Genomic DNA, 23,737 nt, shown 5'->3' on the forward strand with positions numbered 1-23,737 from the left:
GTTGCGGCCAACCAAAGGAGCTCTTTAAAAAACTGTTACTTGCTGGCGACCGTCTCTGGCTGCCAGCCACCACCAAGAGCCTTGTAGATCGCGACGATGCCGCGGTACAGGTCCACTTCGGCCTGGGCCTGGCTGTCTTCGGCGTTCAGACGTTCACGCTGGGCGTCGAGCAGCACCAGGAAATCGGTGGTGCCTTCGCGGTAGCGAATCTCGGCGAGGTCGGCAGCCTTGCGGCTCGATTCGCTCTGACGGATCAGCGAAATCAGACGCTGCTGACGCTTGCCGTAATCGCTGAAGGCGTTTTCCGACTCTTCCAAGGCCAGCAATACTTGCTGCTCGTAAGTCGCCAGTGCGCCTTCAGCATCGGCATCGGCGCCGCGCAGACGGGCCCGCACGCTGCCCAGATCAAACGCTGCCCACGTGATGCTCGGGCCTAGCGCCCAGGCGTTGGCCGCCGAGGAACCGATCTGCGAACCACGGCCAGCCGTCCAGCCGAGGAAGCCGCTGAGGCTGACTCGTGGGAACAGGTCGGCCTTGGCCACACCGATACGCGCCGTGGCCGAAGCCAGTTTGCGTTCGGCGCTGAGGATGTCCGGACGGCGTTGCAGCAGTTCGCCCGGATCACCGATCGGCAGAGCCTTGGCAATCGCCGGCAGATCTTTCGGGCTCAGGTCGACGGTCAGTTTGTCCGGACGTTCACCCAGCAGGGTGGCGATCCGGTTTTTCTGCCGGGCCTGTTCCGCCTGCAACTGCGGCACGCTGGCTTCGACCGACGCCAGACGCGCATCGGCCCGTTCAACATCGAGCTGATCGCCAACGCCGGCGTCACGCAGGCTGATGGTGATCTTGCGTGACTCCTGCTGGTTGTTCAGGTTGGCCAGGGCGATCTTTTCCCGCAGTTGGGCACCGCGCAGTTGACCGTAAGCGTCCACCAGTTCGGCAATCATGGTGACTTGCAACTGATACAGATCGGCTTCGGCCGCTTGCTGGTCGGCGTCGCTGGCTTCCAGATTGCGCTGGATGCGGCCGAACAGGTCCAGCTCCCAGGCCATGTCCAGTCCCAGGTCATAGCGTTCGCTGTTGACCCGTTTGGTGGTCTGGCCAGGGATCTGACCTTTGGCCAGATCGCTGCTCGCGCGGCTGGTGATGGTCGGCATCGCATCGTTGCTGACATCGTCGCGGATCGCCCGGGCGGCTTTCCAGCGGGCGAATGCCACGCGCAGTTCACGGTTGCCTTGCAGCGATTGAGTCACCAACTGGTTGAGGGTCGGATCGTCAAACTGCTGCCACCAGATGCCTTCGAATTTCGAACGATCGAAGTTCTTCTGGCCGGCGGCGCCGTCGGTGGCGGACGTGATGTTCGCCGCCTCCGTCGTCGGGGTCTTGTAGTCAGGGCCGACGGCGCAGGCACTCAGGGCCAGCACCAGCAGGCTCGGCAGGAAGACTTTCAGACTCATGGGTGCGCCTCCAGTGGCTTTTGAAGATTTTGCGCCTTGGCCGCTTTGCGAGCTTCACTGCGCTCCACGAAGTTGCGGATCAGCACATAGAACACAGGGGTCAACAGCAGACCGAAGAAGGTCACACCGAGCATCCCGGAGAACACTGCCACACCCATGGCATGACGCATCTCGGCACCGGCACCGCTGGAGAACACCAGTGGCACAACACCCATGATGAACGCGAACGAGGTCATCAGGATCGGCCGCAGACGCAGACGGCAGGCTTCCAGTACAGCTGCCAGCGGATCCAGGCCTTCTTGCTGTTTGTCCTTGGCAAACTCGACGATCAGAATCGCGTTCTTACAGGCAAGTCCCACCAGTACGATCAGACCGATCTGAGTGAAGATGTTGTTGTCGCCGCCAGAGATGATCACACCGGTGATGGCCGACAGCAGGGTCATCGGTACGATCAGGATCACTGCCAGTGGCAGGCTCCAGCTTTCGTATTGCGCCGCGAGCACCAGGAACGCCAGCAATACGCAGAGCGGGAACACGAACAGCGCGGTGTTGCCGGACAGAATCTGCTGGTAGGTCAGGTCGGTCCACTCGTAGGTCATGCCGTTCGGAAGTTCATCCTTGAGCAGTTTCTCGATGGCTTTTTCGGCCTGGCCGGAGCTGTAGCCCGGGGCTGCCGCACCGTTGATTTCAGCGGTGATGAAGCCGTTATAGTGCATCACGCGATCAGGGCCCGAGGTGTCGCTGACCTTGATGAAGGTCGCCAGCGGGATCATTTCGCCTTTGTTGTTGCGTACTTTCAACTGACCGATCTGGTCGGATTCGAGGCGGAACTGCTGCTCTGCCTGAACGTTGACCTGATAGGTACGACCGAAGCGGTTGAAGTCGTTGGCATACAGCGAACCCAGGTAGATCTGCAGGGTGTCGAAGATGTCGCTGACGGCCACGCCGTGGGTCTTGGCTTTTTCCCGGTCGATGGCGGCATCGACCTGCGGCACGTTGACGGTGTAGCTGGTGAACAGGTTGGCCAGTTCCGGAACGTTATGGCTCTTGGCAATAATGTTCATGGTTTCCTTGTACAGCTCTTCGTAGCCCAGGTTGCCCCGGTCTTCGATTTGCAGGCGGAAACCACCGATGGTGCCTAGCCCCTGTACCGGCGGCGGCGGGAAGATCGCCATGTAGGCTTCCTGAATCCCGGCGTACTGGCCGTTCAGGGCACCGGCAATCGCACCGGCGGACATGCTCGGGTCTTTACGCTCGTCGAACGGTTTCAGGGTCACGAACACGATGCCGGCGTTCGGGCTGTTGGTGAAGCCGTTGATCGACAGGCCCGGGAACGCTACGGCACTTTCCACGCCTGGCTGTTTCAGGGCCAGGTCGGACATGCGCTTGATGACGTCTTCGGTACGATCCAGGCTCGCGGCGTCCGGCAGTTGCGCGAAGGCCACCAGATATTGCTTGTCCTGGCCGGGTACGAAACCGGTCGGGGTGCTGGAGAAACCGAAGAAGGTCAGCACCATCAGGCCTGCGTACAGGAAGAGGGCGATGCCGCTGCCACGGATGACCCGGCGCACGGTGCCGACGTAGCCATGACTGGCGCGGTCGAAGAACCGGTTGAACGGACGGAACAGCCAGCCACCGAAGATCTTGTCCAGCACTCGCGAGAAGCGGTCTTTCGGTGCGTCATGACCTTTGAGCAAGACCGCGGCCAGCGCTGGCGACAGGGTCAGCGAGTTGAAGGCCGAGATCACGGTGGAGATGGCGATGGTCAATGCAAACTGTTTGTAGAACTGACCCGTGAGGCCCGAGATGAACGCGGCGGGTACGAACACCGCACACAGCACCAGCGCCGTGGCAATGATCGGGCCGGTTACTTCACCCATGGCTTTTTTGGTCGCATCGAAGGGGTTGAGCCCCAGTTCAATGTTCCGCTCGACGTTTTCCACCACCACGATGGCGTCATCCACCACGATACCGATCGCCAGTACCAGGCCGAACAGCGACAGCGCGTTGAGTGAGAAACCGAACAGGTGCATCACCGCAAATGTACCGATCAACGATACCGGCACCGCCACCAACGGAATGATCGAGGCGCGCCAGGTTTGCAGGAACAGAATCACTACCAGAACCACGAGAATCAGTGCTTCGAAGAGGGTGTGAACCACCGCCTCGATGGAGCCGCGCACGAAGATCGTCGGGTCATAGACGATGCTGTAGTCCATGCCTTGCGGGAAGCTTTTCTTCAGTTCTTCCATCTTGCCGCGAACTTCGTTCGAGATTTCGATGGCGTTGGAGCCAGGACGCTGGAAGATCGGGATCGCTACGGCCGGCTGGTTGTTCAGCAGCGAACGCAGGGCGTATTGGCTGGAACCCAGTTCAACGCGGGCGATGTCCTTCAGGCGAGTGATTTCACCGTTGTCACCTGCGCGAATGATGATGTTCTCGAACTCTTCCTCGGAGACCAGACGGCCCTGAGTGTTCACCGACAGCTGGAAGCTCTGGGCATTCGGGGCAGGGGGCGCGCCCAGTTGGCCGGCAGCCACCTGACGGTTCTGCTCGCGAATCGCGGTCACCACATCGGTTGCCGTCAGATTGCGTGAAGCGGTCTTGTTAGGGTCGAGCCATACCCGCAGCGAGTAGTCGCCCATACCGAACAGCTGCACGTCACCCACACCACCGAGGCGAGCAAGCTCATCCTTGATGTTGAGGATCGCGTAGTTGGACAGGTACAGCATGTCGTAGCGTTTGTCCGGCGAGGTCAAGTGCACAACCATGGTCAGGTCGGGCGACGCCTTGTCGACGGTGATACCGATGCGCGTCACTTCCTCGGGAAGCTTCGGCTCGGTCCGGGTCACGCGGTTCTGCACCTGCACCTGCGCGTTGTCCAGGTCGGTGCCCAGAGCGAAGGTGATGGTCAGGGTGATCTTGCCGTCAGCGGTGGATTGCGAGGACATGTACAGCATGTTCTCGACGCCGGTGATGGCCTGCTCCAAAGGAGCGGCCACGGTTTCACCGATGACTTTCGGGTTGGCACCCGGGAAGTTGGCGCGCACCACCACGGTCGGTGGCACGACTTCCGGGTATTCACTGATCGGCAACTGGAACAGCGAAATCGCACCGGCGATCAGGATCAACAGCGAAAGCACCGCTGCGAAGATCGGCCGTGAAATGAAGAATTGGGAAAAATTCATCGGAGTTGTCGTCCCTTAACCGCGTGGGGTCGCAGCAGCCAGTTTCACAACCGAACCCGGCGCGCCTTTGGCAGGTGCGACTTTGGGCAGGTTGCTGGCTTCCAGCGCTTGTCGTTGTTGAGCGAGAGCGGCAATGGTTTGCTCGCTGGCCATCGGGATCACTTCAGGCGAAACCGGGGAGCCAGGGCGAACCCGTTGCAGACCCTTGACGACGATCGTGTCGTCCTTGTTCAGGCCGCTGCGCACGATACGCAGCCCTTCGATCTTCGGACCGAGTTCAACGGCGCGGTAGGCGGTCTTGTTGTCGCCATCCATCACCAGCACGAACTTCTTGCCGAGGTCGGTACCGACCGCTTCGTCGTTGATCAGCATGGCGTTGTAGGTGCCGCTGCCGACCAGTTTCAGGCGTGCGTACAGACCCGGGGTGTAGCTGCCGTCGCTGTTGTCGAACACCGCGCGACCACGGATGGTGCCGGTCTTCGGGTTGACCTGGTTGTCGATAAAGTTCATCTGGCCCAGGTGCGGGTTGCCGTCTTCATTGGACAGGCCCATGTATACCGGGGTGGTGGCGCCGCGCTGACCCTGACGGGCGAGTTGGGTGTATTTGAGGAATACACGCTCGTCGGCGTCGAAGTAGGCGTAGACCTTGTCGGTGGACACCACGCTGGTCAGCGGGGTGGTATCGGCAGTCACCAGGTTACCGGCGGTGATCTCGGCACGGCTGACGCGGCCGCTGATTGGCGCGGTGACGCGGGTGAAGCTCAGGTTGAGTTTGGCCAGATCCAGTTGCGCTTGCAGGGCGCCGACAGCGGCGCGTGCTTCCTGTGCAGCGCTGGTGCGCGAGTCGGCCAGTTCGGCGGAGATCGCGTTGCTGGCACGCAGGCGTTCGCCTCGGCCGGCTTCGTTTTCACTGCGGGTGGCGTTGGCGCGGGCCTGGGCAACCAGAGCTTCGAGGCGGCGGACCTCAGCCTGGAACGGACGCGGGTCGATCTGGAACAGCAGGTCGCCTTTCTTGACCAGCGCACCTTCGGTGAAGGCGACTTCGTCGATCTGGCCGGAGACCCGCGGACGGATTTCAACGGTTTCCGGCGCCTCGAGGCGCCCGGTGAATTCGTCCCACTCGTTGACCGGTTGTTCCAGCACCTTGGCCACGCTGACCTTGGCAGCGGGCATGGTGGCGGCGGTTTCCGGAGTCTTGCCGCACGCGCTCATCACCAGCACGGCCAACAGAGCCAACGGGAAGCGCAAATGTTTGAGTGATTGTTCCATGGATGCATCCGCCAATGTATTGAAGATGGGCGGATGATGCTCGGCGGGTAGATGGCAAACGAATCGAATGACACGAAGGTAACTATCATTCGGAATGATATAAGCCCGAGGAAAGCCCTCTAGCATGCACCTTTCGTTAGGAGGCTATCAATCGATTCGATGACAATTCTGTGTTGCGTGATCGGCAACTGTCGCAGGCGAAATTGCGCGGTGAGGATTATGCGGCGATTAAATATTCCGCTGAAGTTACCGAGCCTCGACATCCTTGCGGAGCATATGGCGCTTGTTTACAAAGACCTCGCCTGGCTGCTGGAGCAATACGCCAACATCAAGAGTCCTGTTACCCGGAACAGGCAACCCACAACATTTCGCTCTAACATGACCTGATACTCATGCCTCGATGTTTTTCCATTCCCGGACCCTGTGTTTATGAGAGATCTACCCCCGACCGCGACCTTGCGCGCTTTCGAAGTATCCACCCGGCACCTGACTTTCACCGCTGCCGCGCAGGAACTGCATGTGACCCAGAGCGCGGTCAGCCATCAGCTGCGGCACCTGGAAGATCTATGGGGCTTGCAGCTGTTTGAACGGGGCAAGTCGTTACGCCTTACGCCCGCGGGCGCTACCCTGGCGCCGATTGTGCGCGAGTTTTTCATGAGCCTTGAGGCGACGCTGGCTGATCTGCGTGAGCAAAAGGGCAGGGTCCGGCTCAGCGTCAGCACGACGTATTCCTTTGCGTTGAAATGGTTGCTGCCACGCTTGCCGAGCCTGGCCCGCCAGCACCCGGAACTGTTGGTGTCGCTGGACACCACGGACAAGGTCATCCATTTCGCCAGCAGCGAAGCCGATGTCGCGATCCGCTTGGGCAAGGGCAACTACCCCGGTCTGTATTCGCAGTTTTTGTTCGGTGAGCAGGTTTTTCCGGTGGCCAGTCCCGAACTCCTGCAACGCGTCGGAATGCCGGGCAGCCCCGCCGATTTGCTGCAGTTGCCGCTGCTGGCTCGTGACGGCGCCGAACTGGCGCCGAAATGGGAAGCGTGGTTCCAGTCCGTCGGGCTGGCGTTTTCCCCGCTGCGAGAAAGCGTCAGGTTTGGCGATACCAATATGACGGTGGAGGCGGCTTTGCTCGGCCATGGCATTGCTCTGGTGCGCAGCCGGCACGTCGAGAAGGAAATCGACGATGGCCGTCTGGTGCGGCTGTTCGATGTGCCGTTTCAGTCACCGCTCGCTTATTACTTCGTTTGCCCCAAGGGCGTTGAGACGCAGCCGCACATTGAGAGTTTTCGCGAATGGTTGCTCGGTGAGGCGCTTAAAGTGCAAGGCGGGCAGGTTTGAGGCATGAAGAATCACTCATGGTGCAATGAGGAGTCTTCTCTGTAATCAGGCCGCTCAGACTGCCTAGAATGGCCAATGCCTACTCATCTCGTCTTCCTTGTCCTGTTCGCCGCGCTGCTGCACGCCGGCTGGAATGCACTGCTGCGCGGCGGTGCCGATCGGCTTTGGTCGATGACGGTGATGTGCGTTGCCATCGCCATGGCCTGTGCCGTTGCCGCGATATTCATGGCGGCGCCTGCACCTCAGAGCTGGGGGTATGCGCTGCTGTCGGCATTGCTGCATGTTGGTTACAACCTGTTTCTGGTGCGCAGTTACCGGGTCGGCGATCTGGGACAGATTTATCCGATTTCGCGCGGCTCATCGCCTGCGTTGATCACGCTCGGCGCCGCGCTGTTTGCCGGCGAAACCATCACCCCCGGCCAGTTGCTCGGCATTGCGCTGGTGTCAGGCGGAATCATCTCGCTGGCCTTCCGGGGGCGCAGCCTGTCGGTGCCCAGCCTGCCTTATGCGCTGGGCACCGGTGGTTTTATCGCGGCTTACAGCGTGGTCGACGGCATTGGCGCCCGGCTTTCCGGTGCGCCGCTTGCCTACACGGTGTGGATGAGCGCCTTGTGGGGCGTACTGATGCCGGCGGTGTACATCGGTCTGCGCGATGCCCGCAGCCTGTTTTCGATCCGACCCGGAATGTCCGCTGCAGCGATGGGCGGGCTGGTCTCTCTGCTTGCCTATGCAATCGTTATTTACGCGATGAACGAAGCCCCGCTGGGCGCGGTGTCAGCCCTGCGTGAAACCAGCGTGCTGTTTGCGGCGCTGCTTGGCTACCTGTTCCTCGGTGAAACACTTACCGTCCGCCGGATGCTGGCCTGTGTGGTGATCGCCAGCGGCGCGATCATCATCGGCTGAATCGGCTTCATCTGCTCAGGAGTAGTTTTATGGTTAACGTCTCGCAGGCTCCGCTGATTCTGATTACCGGTGGCAGCCGAGGAGTGGGCGCCGCCACCGCCCGACTCGCTGCCGAGCAGGGCTACGACGTGGCGATCAGTTACGTCGCCAATGAGTCTGCCGCGCTGGCGGTAGCGGCAGATGTAGAAGCGATGGGGCGCAAGGCGTTGGCGATGCGCGCCGACAGTGCCGACCCCGAGCAGGTCGCGAGGCTTTTCACAGCGATCGACCGCACGTTCGGGCGCATTGATGTCCTGGTCAACAACGCAGGCGTGCTGGCACAGCAGTCACGCCTTGAAGATCTGGGCTTCGAACGCATGCAACGCATCTTTGCGGTCAATGCGCTCGGGCCGATTCTGTGCGCCCAACAGGCCGTTAAGCGCATGTCTCTGCGGCACGGCGGTGCGGGCGGCGTAGTGATCAATGTGTCGTCGGCTTCGGCGCGTTTGGGCAGTCCGAATGAGTATGTCGACTACGCTGCATCGAAGGGGGCGCTGGAAACGTTCACCATCGGATTCGCCAAGGAGGTGGCGCGTGAGGGCATTCGCGTCAACTGTGTCCGACCGGGCCACATCTATACCGACATGCATGCCAGCGGCGGCGAACCGGGGCGCGTCGATCGGGTCAAGGACTCAATCCCGATGGGCCGGGGCGGGCAGCCGGAGGAAGTGGCGCGGGCCATTTTGTGGCTGGCCAGCGCAGAGGCATCATTTGTCACCGGTACATTCCTCGACGTCACGGGCGGTAAATGAGTCAGAGGCAAGGATCATCGACTCCTTGCGCTCGAGTTCAAGTAACCGCCGGTTGCCTCGCCTTGCGACTCAAACCCGGTGTCCTGCCCGTAATGCGCTTGAATGCACGACTGAAAGCAGCCTGGGAGGTATAGCCCAAGCGCTGCGCCACCTCTTCAATCGGCAGCCTTTCGAGCGTCAGCCACTGGCTTGCAAGCCGCATTCGCAGTTCGGTCACGTAGCGCAGTGGAGTCATGCCAATCGTGACCTGGAAGCGCTCTGCGAATACCGAGCGCGAGGTATTGCAGTGCTCTGCCAACTGCGCAACGGTCCAGTCGCGGCCCGGTTGTTGATGGAGCGCAAGCAGTGCACCGGCCAAGCGTGGATCGCGCAAGGCAGCGATCAGCCCGGAAGCATTGCCGCAGGCGCACTCCACCCAGCCGCGAACAACCATGGCGGCCACCACGTCGGCCAACCGCGCGAGGATACCGGCGAAGCCGACACGGGCGGCGCTGACCTCGCGTTCCATGGCGGTCAGGATCGGTACCAGCCCCGGGTAACGCTGGCCGCCGGCATCAATCAGCATTAAGCCCGGCATCAGCCGGCCGAGCCCATGGATACTGCCCAGTTCAAACTCCATGCAACCACTGAACAAGAGAGTGCTCGGCGTAGGGCTGGCATCGGTTCCGGTATCCACCGCACTGATGGTGTCACCCAAGGTTTCGCCGTTTAAACGGTCAATGTCTTGTACAGGCGCGTCCGGATGGGAAAACAGTTGATGGGCCGCGCCATGGGAGATGAACACGGCGTTGCCGGCAGACAGCGCGTAGGTGTTTCCGTCCTCCATTCGCAGTTCCGCATTGCCGACGGCCATGAAGTGGAACCAGGCGTGCCCAGGCTTTTGCGCGAAGCTCAATCCGAACGTGGGACCCGCTTGGATACGCCGGTATTCAACGCCACGCAGGCGCATGCCGCGCAATAGCTCATTGATGAGGTCCGAGGAGAGAGCAAACTGATCTGCAGACATTGTTCAGGTGTTTTGATCAAAAAGTAGAGACTTTGGATCATAGATCATCCGATTTTCGGCGCCTAGACTTCGGCTCGCAATGAACATTGGGAGAACCGTGCAATGACTGACTGTTTAAGTAACACCGTATCCGACCGCCATTGCGGCGTCGGCGCGGACTTGGAACCTTCGACGCCCGCGTGGATGGCCGTCTTCTCGTTGGCAATGGGGGTGTTCGGATTACTGACCGCAGAATACCTGCCGGCGAGTTTGTTGACGCTGATGGCTAACGATCTGGGAGTGTCCGAAGCGCTGGCTGGCCAGGCGGTAACGGTGACAGCCGTGGTGGCGCTGTTCGCGGGCCTGTTGGTGCCAGGCCTGACCCGCGGCATCGATCGACGTTGGGTGTTGCTGGGTTTTTCCACGTTGATGGTCGCCTCGAATCTGTTGGTCGCCGTTTCCTCCAGCTTCGCGGTGCTGTTGTTGATGCGCATCTTGCTGGGTATTGCCCTTGGCGGGTTCTGGAGCATGGCGGCAGCGGTAGCGATGCGCCTGGTGCCGAGTGCGCTGTTGCCTCGGGCGCTTTCGATCATTTTCAGCGGCATAGCCATCGGGACGGTCGTTGCGGTGCCGCTGGGCAGTTATCTGGGCGGGTTATATGGCTGGCGCAGCGCGTTCTTTGCAGCAGCGGCGGTAGGCATGGTGACCCTGGCTTACCAGTCGCTCACTCTGCCGCGCCTCGCGCCGCGCCGGCCGGCAGGACTGCGCACCGTTCTGGAGGTATTGCTGCGCCCGGGCATCGCCATGGGCATGTTCGGTTGTGTACTGGTGCATAGCGGGCACTTTGCGATGTTCACTTATGTTCGGCCATTCCTAGAAGGGACTACCGGGATCGGCCCGCAAGGATTGTCGCTGATGCTGCTGGGGTTCGGTGTGGCGAACTTCGTCGGCACGTTGTTAGCCGGGAGACTGCTGGAGCGCTACCCGCTGGCCACTCTGGTATTGATGCCCGCGCTGGTCGGCGTCGCAGCACTGGCGTTGGTGCTGTTGCCCGCTTCGGTGCCGGGGCAGGCGGTACTGCTGGCGATCTGGGGCCTGGCCTTTGGTGGTGTGCCGGTGGCGTGGTCGAACTGGGTCGCCAGCGCGGTACCTGATCAGGCGGAAAGCGCCGGAGGCATGGTGGTGGCCTCTGTGCAGTCCGCCATCGCAACGGGCGCGGCTGCTGGCGGCGCGATGTTCAGCCTTGGAGGAAGTGCCGCCGTATTCGTGGCGGCGGCCGTGTTGATGTTGCTGGCCGCGTTACTGATTGCGCTGCGTGTCCGCGTGCCTTCTGTCCATGGCGTTCGCAAGGCCAAACCCGCGTTGCACCTTTGATCCGGTTTGCCAAACCGTTTCGAGCGCGTTCGTAATCAGGAGATGCCGCAAAGGAAGCCTAGAGACTGTCAGGGTCCCCAAAAAACATCTGAATCCGCGACCGCAACCACCGCTCCCCCGGATCATTATCCTGCGACCCACGCCAGGCCATGTGCAGCTCGAACGTGCGCGTCGGCAGCGGTGGGTCTTCGGCCCGCAGACCGCCAGCGGCAGTCAGGGCTTCCGCCGTGTAATCGGGGACGGTCGCGACGATGTCGGTGCCCGCCAGCAGTGTACCCAAGCCGTTGAACTGCGGCACGGCCAATACCACGTGCCGTTTACGCCCGAGTTTTTCCAGTTCCTCATCGACGAAACCACTGAGGTCACCGGCAAACGACACCAGTGCGTGCGGTCGGGCGCAGTAATCGTCCAGGCTCAGCGGCCCCGGTACGGTATCGGCGCGCAACAATTTGGGGGCGCTGCGGCGCAGTACCTTGCGCTTGGCGTTGGCCGGCAGGTCGGTGGTGTAGCTGACGCCGATGGAGATTTCGCCGGAGGCGAGCAGGCCCGGCATCAGGATGTAGTTGACGCGGCGTACCACCAGCACGATGCCGGGCGCTTCGGCGCGCAGGCGCTTGAGCAGCATCGGCAACAGTGCGAACTCGACGTCGTCCGAGAGGCCGATGCGGAATACCGACGTGCTGGTGGCCGGATCGAATTCCGCCGCGCGGCTGACGGCCGTCGAAATCGAGTCCAGGGCCGGGGAGAGCAGGGCGAAGATTTCCACCGCGCGGGCGGAAGGCTCCATGCTGCGCCCGGTGCGCACAAACAACGGGTCGTCGAACAGGCCGCGCAGACGTGAAAGCGCCGCGCTGATCGCCGGTTGTCCGAGAAACAGCTTTTCCGCTGCACGGGTCACGCTGCGCTCATGCATCAGCGTTTCAAACACGATCAACAGGTTGAGGTCGACACGACGCAGGTCATTACGATTCATCTGGAGTCCTGGCAGAGTCATCAAGCTTGACGAGAGTGGCCATATGAGAACAATGGCCGGCATGAATCTTACGGGGAAAGGCTGGTACTCTGCACCGGGTAATTCAGCTTTACTGAGAAGGTTGCAGCAGTTTTTCATGGATTTTTTCGATGCTGGCCATGCTGCGGAATCAATGACAGGCATGTCGACTATTAATAGCCACTGATAGTCGTGGCTGGAAAGCCCAGATAGAGTTCATGGCATTAGAGGTTACTTTGACGAGGTTTGCGATGTCCCGCACGATCCGTTTTCACAAGTTTGGTCCGGCCGAGGTGCTCAAATGCGAAGAGCATGCGGCTGCTCAGCCAGGTCCTGGCGAAGTGCAGGTGCGTGTCGAGGCGATCGGCATCAGCTGGTATGACACGCTCTGGCGTCAGAATCTGGCGTCGTCCCAGGCGCGCCTGCCTTCAGGCCTGGGCCATGAAATGGCCGGTGTGGTCACGGCCATCGGCGATGGCGTCGAAGATCTGGCAGTGGGCGACAAGGTGGCCAGCTTCCCGGCCGAGAGCCCCAACGATTACCCGGTCTACGGCGAACTGATCGTTCTGCCGCGCACCGCGCTGACCCGTTATCCGGACGTGCTCAGCCCGATTGAAGCCAGCGTGCATTACACGCCGCTGTTGATCGCCTATTTCGGCTACGTGGATCTGGCACGAGTCAAACCCGGGCAGTTCGCCCTGGTGACCGACGCCAGCCACTGCGCCGGCCCATCCTTTGTCCAGTTGGGCAAGGCGCTGGGTGTGCGGGTGATTGCTGCCACCAAAACGGCGGAGGAACGTGAGTACCTGCTGTCTCTCGGTGCCGAGAAAGTGATCGTCACCGAAGAAGAAGACCTGTTGATGCGCATCAACAAGATCACCGACAACCGTGGTGTCGACGTTGTGTTCGACGGTCTCGGCGGGCCACAGATGTCGCTGCTCGGCGATGTGCTGGCACCCCGTGGCAGTCTGGTGCTGTACGGCTTGCAGGGAGGCAACCAGACGCCGTTCCCGGCCTGCGCAGCGTTCCAGAAGAACATTCAGTTTTTCGTGCATTGCATCGGCAATTTCACCGGCAAGCCGGAGCTCGGCATCATTCAGGATCACGTCGCCTTGCAGCGTGCCTTGCGTGATATCAACCAGCTCACTGCGGACCGTGTGCTGCTGCCGCTCAAGACCCGCGTGTTTCCGTTCAACGAGTTTGTCGAAGCTCACCGTTACATGGACGAGTGCCCGTGCCGCGAGCGGGTTGCCCTGCAAATCGAAACTGCCTGACCTTCCCGATCAGAGTCCGTGGCCCCACGGACTCTTGTGCGTTTTATCCTTCAGACACCGAGAATCCCTGGGTCAGACACCTGGGGACGTTCAGCAACTGAACTGGTTTTTACTCTCGATCTGTATCTTCTAATTGCCCTCCAGACCCTGATAATTAAATGACTACTTTCATCTCAGGGAATGAGCTATGTCTGTGCATTCTATTTGCTTCGTGCAATATCAAGCGGCTGTTTATCATCGCGCCTCAAACTTTTGTTTAATGTTTGTAGGGGTGCCATGTAATCCTTTCTTTTTTTCTTGTGCTCATCATGTGCAGGGGCTTGTAAGAAGTTTCCTAGGAAAACGCGTTCTCGCGAAGGGCCCAGTAACGGCGCGGCTTTCAGGCTTGCCGTTGGTCAAGCACAAGTGCCGCGCGCTCAACTGTTTCAAATAACTACAAAAACTTAAGTGTTAGCATTTCAGCGTCTATTAATTAATGAAGAATGATTGTGCGTTCACCACTCGTGGCCGCGCGATATAAACCTTTGATACCGGGTGAAGTACTGATGAGCACGATCCATGATCAGGCAATGAATTATGTCTACCAGCAAGTATTGCAACGATTGCTGAGTTTTTTTTCCCGTGCTGAACGCACGGCGTTGCAGTTGCTGATCCAGAGGCTGGCGGTCGCTGCCGGGGGCATGGATCGCATCGGTGATTTCAAGGTGTTGGCGATTCAATCGGGCACGCGCGATTGTTGCTACAGCCTGGCCCTTTTACGTGCAGCCCAGCTGAGCATTGCCGGGCGTGCACCGGCCACGTTTCAGTTGCGGGTCGCTACCCTGCGCAGCAATGGCGTACCGGCTTCGGCATTGCACAACCTGCATCGCTGTTTCAGTGCGCTGTTTCTGCATGACGACCCGAGAGTCGAGCTGTTGATGGTGGATCATCGCGAGATCCTGCCATTCAACCATCTGGCGCCTGTCTGCGACGAGGGGCGCGAGGCCGGCAGACTCAATCTGCTGATGGTGGGGCATCGCCGCGGATGGGATGAGGCGCTGACCCTATGGGATGACCTGTACCTGAGCACTGCCGAGTTCTACGGTCAGGTCGCCCGCTGGAACAACGGGGTCGACGCATTGATCAGCAGCGACAACGCACTCCGTCAGGAGCAGTTTCTGGATGGGCTGGAGCGGGCGGTCCGCAAGGTTGGCCTGGGCGAGCTGTCGCGCAAGGGTGGCGGGTTCGAAGAGCTGTTCTGTCTGCTCGACAGCCTTGGCGGTGATTGCTATCGCGAACTTTATAGCCAGGACGACCGGGTGCCGTGGCGACCGCTCGGTGAATTCGAAGCCTGTCGCCGTACCAGCTATATCGGTATCGACGATATGGTGGTGGGCAAAATGGAAGAGCGGTGGCCCTTGCTCAGCGACTTCCTCGGGTTTCAGGCAGACGACCTGATGCTTGAAGCGCGTACCGGCGAGTGCGCCGATCCTTTGATCGGCGCCTATCTGAAAGGGTTGCAGGCCAGTTACATCGAAGGGCGCACCTATGAGACCGGGGTTTTGGAGTATCAACAGCAATGCCTGGCGACGATGCGCCGCAGGAACACGCCGGAGCAGGTTTGTGAGCGGTTTGAATCCGCGTTCACCAATCTGGCTGATCTCGCAGAGCACCGATCGCTGGCGGCGGCTGCCCTGCAGAAGAACTTCGACCTTGATGAGCCGCAACTGGTGTGCCTGTTGTTCGCACCCTTCATCAATGCAGGCGCTGGCCTTGAGCGATTCCTGCGCACCTGTCATCCGGGGATGCTGGTCGCCATGCCGGAGCTGCACCGCGCCATGCAGGGCCTGCATGCGCCGGAGCAGGTGCTGCAGTGGATGACAGATGTCAGCGGCTTGCCCCTTCGACTGATCAGCCGGTTGTACGCAATGGAAGCAGTCCCGATGGGCGATCACCTCGCAAAAGCGCCCGAGTTGCCCGAGCAGGAAGTCACGCTGGGCGACCGTTCGGCGGAAGGTTGAGTGTGTTTGTATTGCTCGACCACGGGGATCTGCTTGCAGGCGCCCGCTCATGAGTGAGTCGCGAGGATCCGATTTTGCCTATCAGGCGGTCTATCGTTACCTGACGCAACTGATCAGCGAGCCGGGCAGTGAGGGCGCGATTCGACTGCCATCGTTACGGCAGCTGGCCGAGCGGCTTGGCGTATCGATCTCGACCATTCAATACGCCTACGCATTGCTGGAAAAAGAAGGCCGGGTCTATTCCGTGGCCAAATCGGGATATTTCGCACAGCCGACATCGGTGGTCATGCCGCCCGGACGCGGCAGTGATTTGCTGGAAACGGTTTACGTCAACGCCAGGTGCACCGGGATGCAGGTACTCAGCGCCGATGAACCGGCGTCGATCCAGCCCCTTGACCGCCCTTTGCTGATGCTTGAACGAGAGCTGTTGCGCCAGTATCCACGACACTTGCAGACGCCGGCCCAGCCTTGCGGCGAACTGGAGTTGCGCACGCTGCTCGCCGCCCGCTACACCTCATCGGCCGACCATTGCTGGCACGCCGAAGACGTCTATATCGGTGCCGACCTGCGTGGGGTGCTGGAGATCCTTATTGCTGTCCTTGAGCTGCGTCACTCGACGGTGGTGGTCGAGTCGCCATGCGACTGGATGATCCTGCGCCTGTTCCAGTCCGCCGAGGTTCGGGTGATCGAGCTGCCGCTTCAGCCGGACGGGGCTTGCGATCCGCAGAACCTCCAAAGGTTGCTTGAAAGCGAGCGGGTGCGATTGATCCTGCTGTCCTCCAGATTGAACATGCCGCACGGCAGCCGTATCCCGCCGGCCTGCCGTGAGGCCATCGCGGATTTGCTCCTGAGTCATGGCACCTGGTTGCTGGAAAATGATTGTCATGGCGAATTGCTGGACGACGCTGAAGGGGAACCGCTGCGTGAGCTGGTGGATCCCGACCGTCTGCTGGTTTTTTCCATGTTCGAAAAAATCATCGGGGTCGAAGCCCCCTACGGTTTTGTCATCTCGCGACAGTGGCGCGCAGACCTGCAGCGCCATTTCCTGCTGCGTTCGTTTCGTCTGTCGCCAATCCGCCAGAAGGCGATTGCCCGGCTCTATGCGAGCGGGCGGGTCGACCAGCATCTGCCGGTGCTCAAGCACTTGCTCAGGGAGCGTCGAACGCAATGGATCGATTTGATGCGTGAGCGTCTGGGCGACATTGTGCAGATCGTCGAACCTCAGGGAGGCGCAACAATCTGGCTGCATTCTGCACATCCGGTTGCGATGGACACGGTGTTTCAACGCTTGCTCAAGCAGCATGTCTTGATTGCGCCGGGGGAGCTGTTCAGCCTTCAGGGGCTGCACGCGCAATACATGCGCGTGAGCGTCACGGGCAGCGCCGAACACGAGTTGTTAAGACTTGTCGGACTGCTCGGGGATGCGTTACGACTGGCTCCGCGGGCGGATGTTCGAAAACACCCGGCCTGTATGCAATAGACCCCATCGCACTCTGGACGAACTGCCAGTAAACTCGGTTTCAATTTCCTGAACCACTCTATTTCAGAGGTTTTGCATGACACTCAGTCCTTTTGCGGGCAAACCGGCACCGGCAGAACTGTTGGTCGACATCCCGCGACTGGTTACGGCGTATTACACCGGGCAACCCGACGCCTCGGTTTCCACCCAGCGCGTGGCGTTCGGCACCTCCGGGCACCGGGGCAGTTCCTTTGATTTGAGTTTCAACGAGTGGCACGTTCTGGCCATCAGCCAGGCAATCTGCCTGTATCGCGAAGCCCAGGGCATCACCGGGCCGTTGTTCGTCGGTATCGACACCCATGCGCTGTCGACCCCGGCCGGGGCCAGTGCCCTGGAAGTGCTGGCGGCCAACGGTGTGACCGTGATGATCGCCGAAGGCGATGAGTACACCCCGACCCCGGCGGTCTCCCACGCCATTCTTTGCTACAACCGGGGGCGCACCAGCGGCCTGGCCGACGGCATCGTCATCACCCCGTCGCACAACCCGCCACAAAGCGGCGGTTACAAATACAATCCAACCAACGGCGGCCCGGCCGATACCCACATCACCAAGTGGATCGAAGCCAAGGCCAACGAACTGCTGGCCAACAAACTGGCCGGCGTCAAACGCATCAGCTACGAGCAGGCGCTCAAGGCCGAAACCACCCACCGTCACGACTACGTCAACACCTACGTGGCCGACCTGATCAACGTCATCGACTTCGATGCCATTCGCGGCGCCAAACTGCGCCTGGGTGTCGATCCGCTGGGCGGAGCAGGGGTGCGCTACTGGTCGGCGATTGCCGAGCACTATCGTCTGGACCTGGACGTGGTGAACAAGGAAGTCGATTCGACGTTCCGCTTCATGACCGTCGACTGGGACGGGCAGATTCGTATGGACCCATCGTCCAGTCATGCCATGCAAGGCCTGATCGGTCTGAAAGAACGCTTTGACGTGGCCTTCGCCTGCGATCCGGATCACGACCGTCACGGCATCGTCACGCCGTCCGGCGGCCTGCTGGCACCGAACAACTACCTGGCCGTGTCCATCGACTACCTGTTCCAGAACCGTCCGCAGTGGCGCGCCGATGCGGCCGTGGGCAAAACCGTGGTCAGCAGCGGTCTGATCGATCGCGTGGCCAAGCGTCTGGGCCGTCGCCTGTACGAAGTGCCGGTCGGCTTCAAATGGTTCGCCGATGGCCTGTTTGACGGCTCGCTGGGTTTTGGCGGCGAAGAAAGCGCCGGCGCCTCGTTCCTGCGCAAGGACGGCGGGGTCTGGAGCACCGACAAGGACGGTCTGATTCCAGCCCTGTTGGCCGCTGAAATGACCGCCCGTACCGGCCGCGACCCAAGCCAGGCCTACCGTGCGCTGACCGACGAACTGGGCGAACCGTTCTCGGTGCGTGTCGACGCCAAGGCCAATCCAGAGCAGAAAGCCCTGCTGAGCAAACTGTCGCCGGAGCAGGTCACCTCGACCGAACTGGCGGGCGAGAAGATCCAGAGCATTCTCAGCAAAGCGCCGGGCAACGATCAGGCCATTGGCGGTCTGAAGGTGATGACCGAAAACGGCTGGTTCGCCGCACGTCCGTCGGGCACCGAAGACATCTACAAGATCTACGCCGAGAGCTTTATCGGCGACGACCACCTCAAGCAACTGGTGGCTGAAGCGCAAACGCTGGTAGACGGTGCGATCAGCACCCGGTAAATCCAGGCAACGGAAAAGGGCGACCCTGAGGTCGCCCTTTTTTGTGCCCGCGATTCACCGATCAGGCCAGATCCACCAACACGATCTCGCTGTCTTCCAGCGCCGTGACGGTCAACACCTGTTCATCAGCCACTGCCACACCGTCTCGAGCTTGTGCGCGCAAGCCGTTGACTTCAATGACACCCGTAGCGGGAACCAGATACGCCCGGCGTCCGGCATCAAGGCGATATTCAGCGGTTTCACCGGCCTTGATATTGGCCGCCACCAAACGCGCGTCGGCGCGGATGCGCAGGCTCTGGTCGTCACCAGTCTTGCCGCTGGCGAGCGTTACGAAACCTTCACGGTTGCCTTTGGGGAACGGTTTGGCGCCCCAGGACGGCGGCGCGCCGGTTTCGGTCGGCAGAATCCAGATCTGGAAAATCTTGGTATCCGTGGTTTCCAGGTTGTATTCACTGTGGGCGATCCCGGTGCCGGCGCTCATCACTTGCACGTCGCCAGCCTCGGTGCGGCCCTTGTTGCCGAGGTTATCCTGGTGGCTGATCGCACCTTCACGCACGTAAGTGATGATTTCCATGTCGCGGTGGGGGTGAGTCGGGAAGCCCGTACCGGCGGCAATGATGTCGTCGTTCCACACGCGCAGGTTGCCCCAGCTCATGCGTTGCGGATCGTAGTACTCGGCGAACGAAAAATGGTGATGGGCATCCAACCAGCCGTGATGGGCGCCGCCCAGCGAGCTGAAGGGTCTGAGTTCAAGCATGATCGTCTCCTCAAAAGGTTCGTCATGGGGCGTGATGCCTGAGCCACGAAGCGAGACCGGTGATTGATGGCACGCATCATCTATCAGTCAAACATCGATAAAAAGCGTAAAAAGTGCGGCATTCCAATCGAATCAATGGATATATAAAAAGCTCGAAACCGTCTCATCCCACCTTCAATTCATCGCCTAAACCAATGACCTGTAAGCATTTCGCTAGAACAAAAAAGCAAATGCAGACACCATAGCCCACAACAGCCTCACATCCGGAGTCCGTCAGCGTGGCGCAACACACCCCCGATCTTCCTCCCGAACTTCGCCCCCTGGCCGAGATGCCATGGTTCAAACGCCTGGCGGCGCGTTTCCTCGGCCACGGCCTGACGCAACTGCGCGCCCAGCACCGGGCCTCGTGGCTGCATGGTCAGGCCGATGGCTTTCGCAACGGACATACCGCCGGCGTGGATTACGGGTACAAGGAAGGCAAGGCGGACGGGCTGGAAGAAGGCCGCCAGGTTTTGTTGATCCGCGACAGCCGTAATACGGAGCATCGTCCTCCGGGCATCGATAATCATCTGTTCGACGACTGGCGCCTGCCACTTGGCGCAGAACTCAAGAAACGCATGAAAGCCGACGTTGCGCGCCTGCTGCCAGCCCACGCCCAACCAAGCGCGGCGCAATGGAAGATGATCTTCAGCGATACCCCGTCAACCTCGGTGATTGCCGGCGCCGGAGCCGGCAAATCGACCACGCTGGTGTTGCGGATCCTGCTGCTGACTCATTACCTGGGCTTTGAGCTCGATTCGATGACCGTGGTGACCTTCACCCGCGAATCACGCAAGGACTTCATCAAAAAATTGATCGAGCTGTTCGCGTTGTGGGGCCGGGCATTGAGTCAGAACGCTGCGAAGGATCTGGTGCGCACTTTTCACTCGCGGATCTTGCCGATGGTTCGCAGCCTGCCGGGGTTCGAGCGCTTGCAGGCATTCGAAAACCTCAGCCAGCGCGGGCCGGGTGCAGATGAAGACATCGACAGCAATCCGTTCGATTTGCGCATCAACGACGCGCAACGCCAGCAGCTCAACGCCTGCTACCACCGTCTCTACAACCAGGATCCGCGTTTTGCACAACTGATCCAGCCCTTGTCACGGCATGCCCTGCAATTAAAGGAGCTGGAACGCGATCACCCGGATGTGCAAAAGCGCGTGGCCGTGACAGAGCTGGCCGCTCGCCGCGATGAAGAGCTGTGCGACATGATCGAGGATATGTGGCTGGGTGCGGGCGCCTGGCCGATCAAGGGTATCGAGCCCAGCCGCCAGACATTCGAAATCAACGGCGCATCGTTCCATTGCCACGGCTACATCCCAAGTCTGGATGCCTGGGTTGTATTGGGTTTCGATCCTCGGGAAAACCCGCAGGTCTGCCGTCCCAACGCCAAGCTGACGGTGCGTGCAGAGTGGGCAGTCAAGCGCACCCTGTTTCAAGCTTTCTGTCGTAAACCACTGATTTGGCTGGATAGTTACGAATCTTCAAAGCGTTTATTGGCCACGCTGGCAGGCGATGTCAGCGCCGGTCCCGGCTTCGATTACAAGGTCAAGGGCGAGCTGGCGTCCGCGCCACTGCTCGACTGTTTTGTCGCCGCCGCCGGTTTTATCGAGAACCTGGGCCTGGATGTGCCGGACGCCGTTGGCCGCATGAGTTTCGTCAAGGATGATCCAGACCGGTTTTTCTTCGAGGCTTTAAGTCTGTTCTGGCGAGCGCTGGAAGATCACCTTCTGGATCAGAAGCCGCCGGTCATGACTTACAACCGGATGTTCGCGCTGTTCAGCGAGCATTCACCGGAAAACTTCAAGCTGCTCAGCGATGAGCTGTTGCGGCCGATGTCGCACCTGATGATCGATGAGTTTCAGGACGTTTCGCCGCAAATCGTCTCGTGGATTCGCGCCAGTCTCTCGGAAATCCGCAGTCGTGGCCCGGCCATGCACGTCGGACGAGGCGCACAGCGATCATCGTTGCTTTGCGTAGGCGATGACTGGCAATCGATCTATGGCTGGCGCGGCAGTTCGCCAAGCTACTTCATGGAATTCAACAAGGAATTCGCGTCGCCGAGTACGACCCGGGTGATGCTCAGCGACAACTATCGCAGCCATCAGCACATCATCGACGCGGCAGAACATATTGTCCGGGCAGCGCCGGCGATTCCGGGCAAGAAGGCCAAGGCCAGCGGCGAGGAGAGGCCGTTGCAACCAGTCAACGTGCTGGAGCGCGATGATCAGGCACTCGGCCAGCGCCTGGAGGAACACTACCGCAAGGGCGATTCAATTCTGATGCTCTATCGAAAAAGCAGCGATAAGTTATTGATAGAACACCATATTCAGTCTGTAGTTAATGTGGATTCGAGCTTGCCGTACGAGTCCCGCCGACTGAAACAACTGACCTATCACAGCGCCAAAGGTCTGCAGGCCGACGCGGTTTTCCTGCTGGGCGATTGCCAGCACCTGACCAGTTCCCCATACAAGAATCAGGTGTATCGCATGGCCGGACTGGGCAAGGCCGGCGACAGCGAGCCTTATGACAGTGCGCAAAAAGACGAAATCCTTCGCTTGGCCTACGTCGGTATCACCCGTGCAGTCAGCCATTGCTACTGGTACGTCGAGCCGCAAGACACGCAGGCAGTCAACATGCCTCGAGCTTCGGACCGGGTTGCCAAAGGCAAACCGTTCTTCGTCGATCATCGTCCGGAAAAGAAAACGGCCTGAATCCAATGCCCATGAAAAAGCCCGCATGAAGCGGGCTTTTTATTTTAAATCAGTTAGTTACGCGTAACTCTTGAGAGACTCCGGAGGAATGAACGCCTCCAGCTCGTCCTCAACGGCTTCGATTATTCGCTCCACATCCGCCGCGTTCATCACTGTGGCACAGGGGATGCCGGCGATCGCGATCAGGGTTTCGCCGCTGGCCCGATCGAACAGACGCGCGACCAGACTGCCCGGCGCATCCATGGTCGCCTCGAAACCCATGGGATGAAAATGCCAGCGCATCAGCTGGCAGGCATTGGGAAACGTGACCTTGCTTGACCCTTTATTCATGTGTTGCCCGCCTTCTTCATCGAGCGCTTCCGTTCGCTCATGGTAGGTGGGAAGAGCCGTCATTGGCCCAACCGTTGATTGCCTTTAAAAGTAGCATCTGGATGTGAAGTTCCTGTGAGAATTTTCAGTCGATTTAGCGATTGCCGAGATTTTTTTGATGTAAGTCACTGTCCATCGCGACTTTCGGCAAAGTGCCATCACTGTCGGTTATTGAAGCAACATCAGAAGTTGGGCAAGCTCGATTCTTTTTCCATGAGTCTCTTATGCACGCCGACGATGACGGCCCGGAACAGAGCCGGGCCACGGCCGAAACGGTCATGCGCTATCACCTGTGCTGGAAACACCGGGACCTGGATGGCGTCATGGCGCTGTACCACCCGGACATCCAGTACAACGATTTCTTCCAGAACCGCGTGCTCGGCCTCGACGAGTTGCGCGAGTACGTCCGGGTCAGCATGCCGCGCGAGTCCGACGAAGCGCTGGAGCATTGCGACCGCATCCGTATCGACGGCAACACCGCCTTCATTCAATACGAAGTGACTTTGCGCGGTGGTAACGGGCTGGTGTCGTTTCGTTCCAGCGAAGCGATCACGGTCAAGGACGGACAGATCTGGCGGGTCAACGAATATGCGTCGCTGGTGCGCGAACAGGCCGACAGCTTGACGGCAACCCGCCAGCGCCCGGCGACGAGTCGCCTGGGCCTGTCGCCCCGTCAGCTGAGTTTCATGGCCGATGACTTGCAGCAGTATTTCCAGCGTCAGCAGCCTTATCTCGACCCAGAGCTCGACCTGCAACGGGTGGCGAAGGAGTGCGGGTACAGCCGTAACCAGATTTCCTACCTGTTGAATCAGGTGCTGGGGCAAAGCTTCTACCGCTACGTCAATCAGGCGCGCCTGCAGCATCTGTTGCAGTCGCTGGATAACGCCACGCCGCCGTTGCGCATCGATGAACTGGCCTTCGCCGCCGGGTTCAATTCGCTGTCGGCTTTCTATAGCTGCTTTCGCCAGCACACCGGCCAGTCGCCCAAGGCCTACGCGAAGCAAATTTCTTTGCGGACACGCGCGCAAGACAATCCCTGAGTTCTGCCTCTAGGATCGACGCCATCGAAACCTGGATTGGCGGAGTCT

17 protein-coding genes are annotated in these 23,737 nt (G+C 60.1%); 10 read left to right on the top strand and 7 right to left on the bottom strand.

All coding sequences use genetic code 11. From position 1 onward, the window contains the following. Window positions 1-35: 35 nt before the first annotated feature. From QLG12_RS04265 to mexE, 3 genes are read right to left on the bottom strand one after another with little or no spacing between them, the layout of a single operon-like run. A complete protein-coding gene (locus tag QLG12_RS04265) occupies window positions 36-1,457 on the bottom strand; it encodes a TolC family protein (protein WP_011334070.1) in 1,422 nt (473 codons plus the stop codon). Continuing rightward, window positions 1,454-4,645 (bottom strand): efflux RND transporter permease subunit, encoded by a 3,192-nt coding sequence (locus tag QLG12_RS04270; RefSeq protein WP_064381697.1) that lies wholly within the window; start codon window positions 4,643-4,645, stop codon window positions 1,454-1,456. Before QLG12_RS04270 ends, QLG12_RS04265 begins: the two co-directional genes overlap by 4 nt. A 15-nt stretch (window positions 4,646-4,660) precedes the next feature. Continuing rightward, complete coding sequence (gene mexE / locus QLG12_RS04275; RefSeq protein ID WP_011334072.1) at window positions 4,661-5,914, bottom strand: multidrug efflux RND transporter periplasmic adaptor subunit MexE; 1,254 nt, start codon at window positions 5,912-5,914, stop codon at window positions 4,661-4,663. 429 nt (window positions 5,915-6,343) lie between these two features. Between mexE and gcvA the strand changes: the two genes are divergently transcribed. The 3 genes from gcvA (at window position 6,344) to QLG12_RS04290 (ending at window position 8,943) form a co-directional block, all read left to right on the top strand. Continuing rightward, entirely contained in the window at window positions 6,344-7,249 is a 906-nt protein-coding gene (gene gcvA, locus QLG12_RS04280) for a transcriptional regulator GcvA (protein WP_282473978.1), read from the top strand. A 75-nt stretch (window positions 7,250-7,324) separates the two neighbouring features. After that, on the top strand, window positions 7,325-8,152 hold the full coding sequence (locus QLG12_RS04285; RefSeq protein WP_282473979.1) for an EamA family transporter: 828 nt from the start codon (window positions 7,325-7,327) through the stop codon (window positions 8,150-8,152). Window positions 8,153-8,181: 29 nt separating this feature from the next. Beyond that, window positions 8,182-8,943: an SDR family oxidoreductase gene (locus QLG12_RS04290; protein WP_197868141.1), complete on the top strand. Its 762-nt coding sequence runs from the start codon at window positions 8,182-8,184 to the stop codon at window positions 8,941-8,943. Window positions 8,944-8,980: 37 nt separating this feature from the next. Here the strand turns inward: QLG12_RS04290 and QLG12_RS04295 are convergent, their stop codons facing one another. Continuing rightward, on the bottom strand, window positions 8,981-9,949 hold the full coding sequence (locus QLG12_RS04295) for an AraC family transcriptional regulator (RefSeq protein ID WP_197868140.1): 969 nt from the start codon (window positions 9,947-9,949) through the stop codon (window positions 8,981-8,983). Between the two features lie 102 nt (window positions 9,950-10,051). Between QLG12_RS04295 and QLG12_RS04300 the strand changes: the two genes are divergently transcribed. Then, the gene (locus QLG12_RS04300; RefSeq protein ID WP_197868139.1) at window positions 10,052-11,302 is read left to right on the top strand and encodes an MFS transporter; all 1,251 of its coding nucleotides are present in this window, start codon (window positions 10,052-10,054) and stop codon (window positions 11,300-11,302) included. Window positions 11,303-11,360: 58 nt separating this feature from the next. Here QLG12_RS04300 and QLG12_RS04305 read toward each other — a convergent pair whose 3' ends face one another. Beyond that, window positions 11,361-12,275, bottom strand: a complete 915-nt coding sequence (locus QLG12_RS04305; RefSeq protein WP_039768298.1) for a LysR family transcriptional regulator — start codon at window positions 12,273-12,275, stop codon at window positions 11,361-11,363. Window positions 12,276-12,544: 269 nt separating this feature from the next. Between QLG12_RS04305 and QLG12_RS04310 the strand changes: the two genes are divergently transcribed. From QLG12_RS04310 to pgm, 4 genes are all read left to right on the top strand, one after another. After that, entirely contained in the window at window positions 12,545-13,567 is a 1,023-nt protein-coding gene (locus QLG12_RS04310; RefSeq protein ID WP_064381679.1) for a zinc-dependent alcohol dehydrogenase family protein, read from the top strand. Between the two features lie 545 nt (window positions 13,568-14,112). Then, window positions 14,113-15,567: a hypothetical protein gene (locus QLG12_RS04315; RefSeq protein ID WP_236192893.1), complete on the top strand. Its 1,455-nt coding sequence runs from the start codon at window positions 14,113-14,115 to the stop codon at window positions 15,565-15,567. 49 nt (window positions 15,568-15,616) lie between these two features. Then, window positions 15,617-17,047, top strand: a complete 1,431-nt coding sequence (locus tag QLG12_RS04320) for a PLP-dependent aminotransferase family protein (RefSeq protein ID WP_197868137.1) — start codon at window positions 15,617-15,619, stop codon at window positions 17,045-17,047. 76 nt (window positions 17,048-17,123) lie between these two features. Then, window positions 17,124-18,770: a phosphoglucomutase (alpha-D-glucose-1,6-bisphosphate-dependent) gene (pgm, locus tag QLG12_RS04325; RefSeq protein ID WP_197868136.1), complete on the top strand. Its 1,647-nt coding sequence runs from the start codon at window positions 17,124-17,126 to the stop codon at window positions 18,768-18,770. 61 nt (window positions 18,771-18,831) lie between these two features. On the opposite strand, the gene QLG12_RS04330 is transcribed toward pgm, so the two are convergent. Next, window positions 18,832-19,527 (bottom strand): pirin family protein, encoded by a 696-nt coding sequence (locus QLG12_RS04330; RefSeq protein WP_197868135.1) that lies wholly within the window; start codon window positions 19,525-19,527, stop codon window positions 18,832-18,834. Window positions 19,528-19,805: 278 nt separating this feature from the next. Between QLG12_RS04330 and QLG12_RS04335 the strand changes: the two genes are divergently transcribed. Further along, the gene (locus tag QLG12_RS04335) at window positions 19,806-22,280 is read left to right on the top strand and encodes a UvrD-helicase domain-containing protein (RefSeq protein ID WP_282473980.1); all 2,475 of its coding nucleotides are present in this window, start codon (window positions 19,806-19,808) and stop codon (window positions 22,278-22,280) included. A 57-nt stretch (window positions 22,281-22,337) separates the two neighbouring features. On the opposite strand, the gene QLG12_RS04340 is transcribed toward QLG12_RS04335, so the two are convergent. Then, a complete protein-coding gene (locus QLG12_RS04340; RefSeq protein WP_011334086.1) occupies window positions 22,338-22,610 on the bottom strand; it encodes a DUF1652 domain-containing protein in 273 nt (90 codons plus the stop codon). Between the two features lie 263 nt (window positions 22,611-22,873). Between QLG12_RS04340 and QLG12_RS04345 the strand changes: the two genes are divergently transcribed. Beyond that, window positions 22,874-23,689, top strand: coding sequence for a helix-turn-helix domain-containing protein (locus QLG12_RS04345; RefSeq protein ID WP_011334087.1), 816 nt, complete (start codon window positions 22,874-22,876; stop codon window positions 23,687-23,689). The last annotated feature ends 48 nt before the right edge of the window (window positions 23,690-23,737 follow it).

Source organism: Pseudomonas sp. V88_4, assembly GCF_029967985.1.
Taxonomy (GTDB): domain Bacteria; phylum Pseudomonadota; class Gammaproteobacteria; order Pseudomonadales; family Pseudomonadaceae; genus Aquipseudomonas; species Aquipseudomonas glycinae.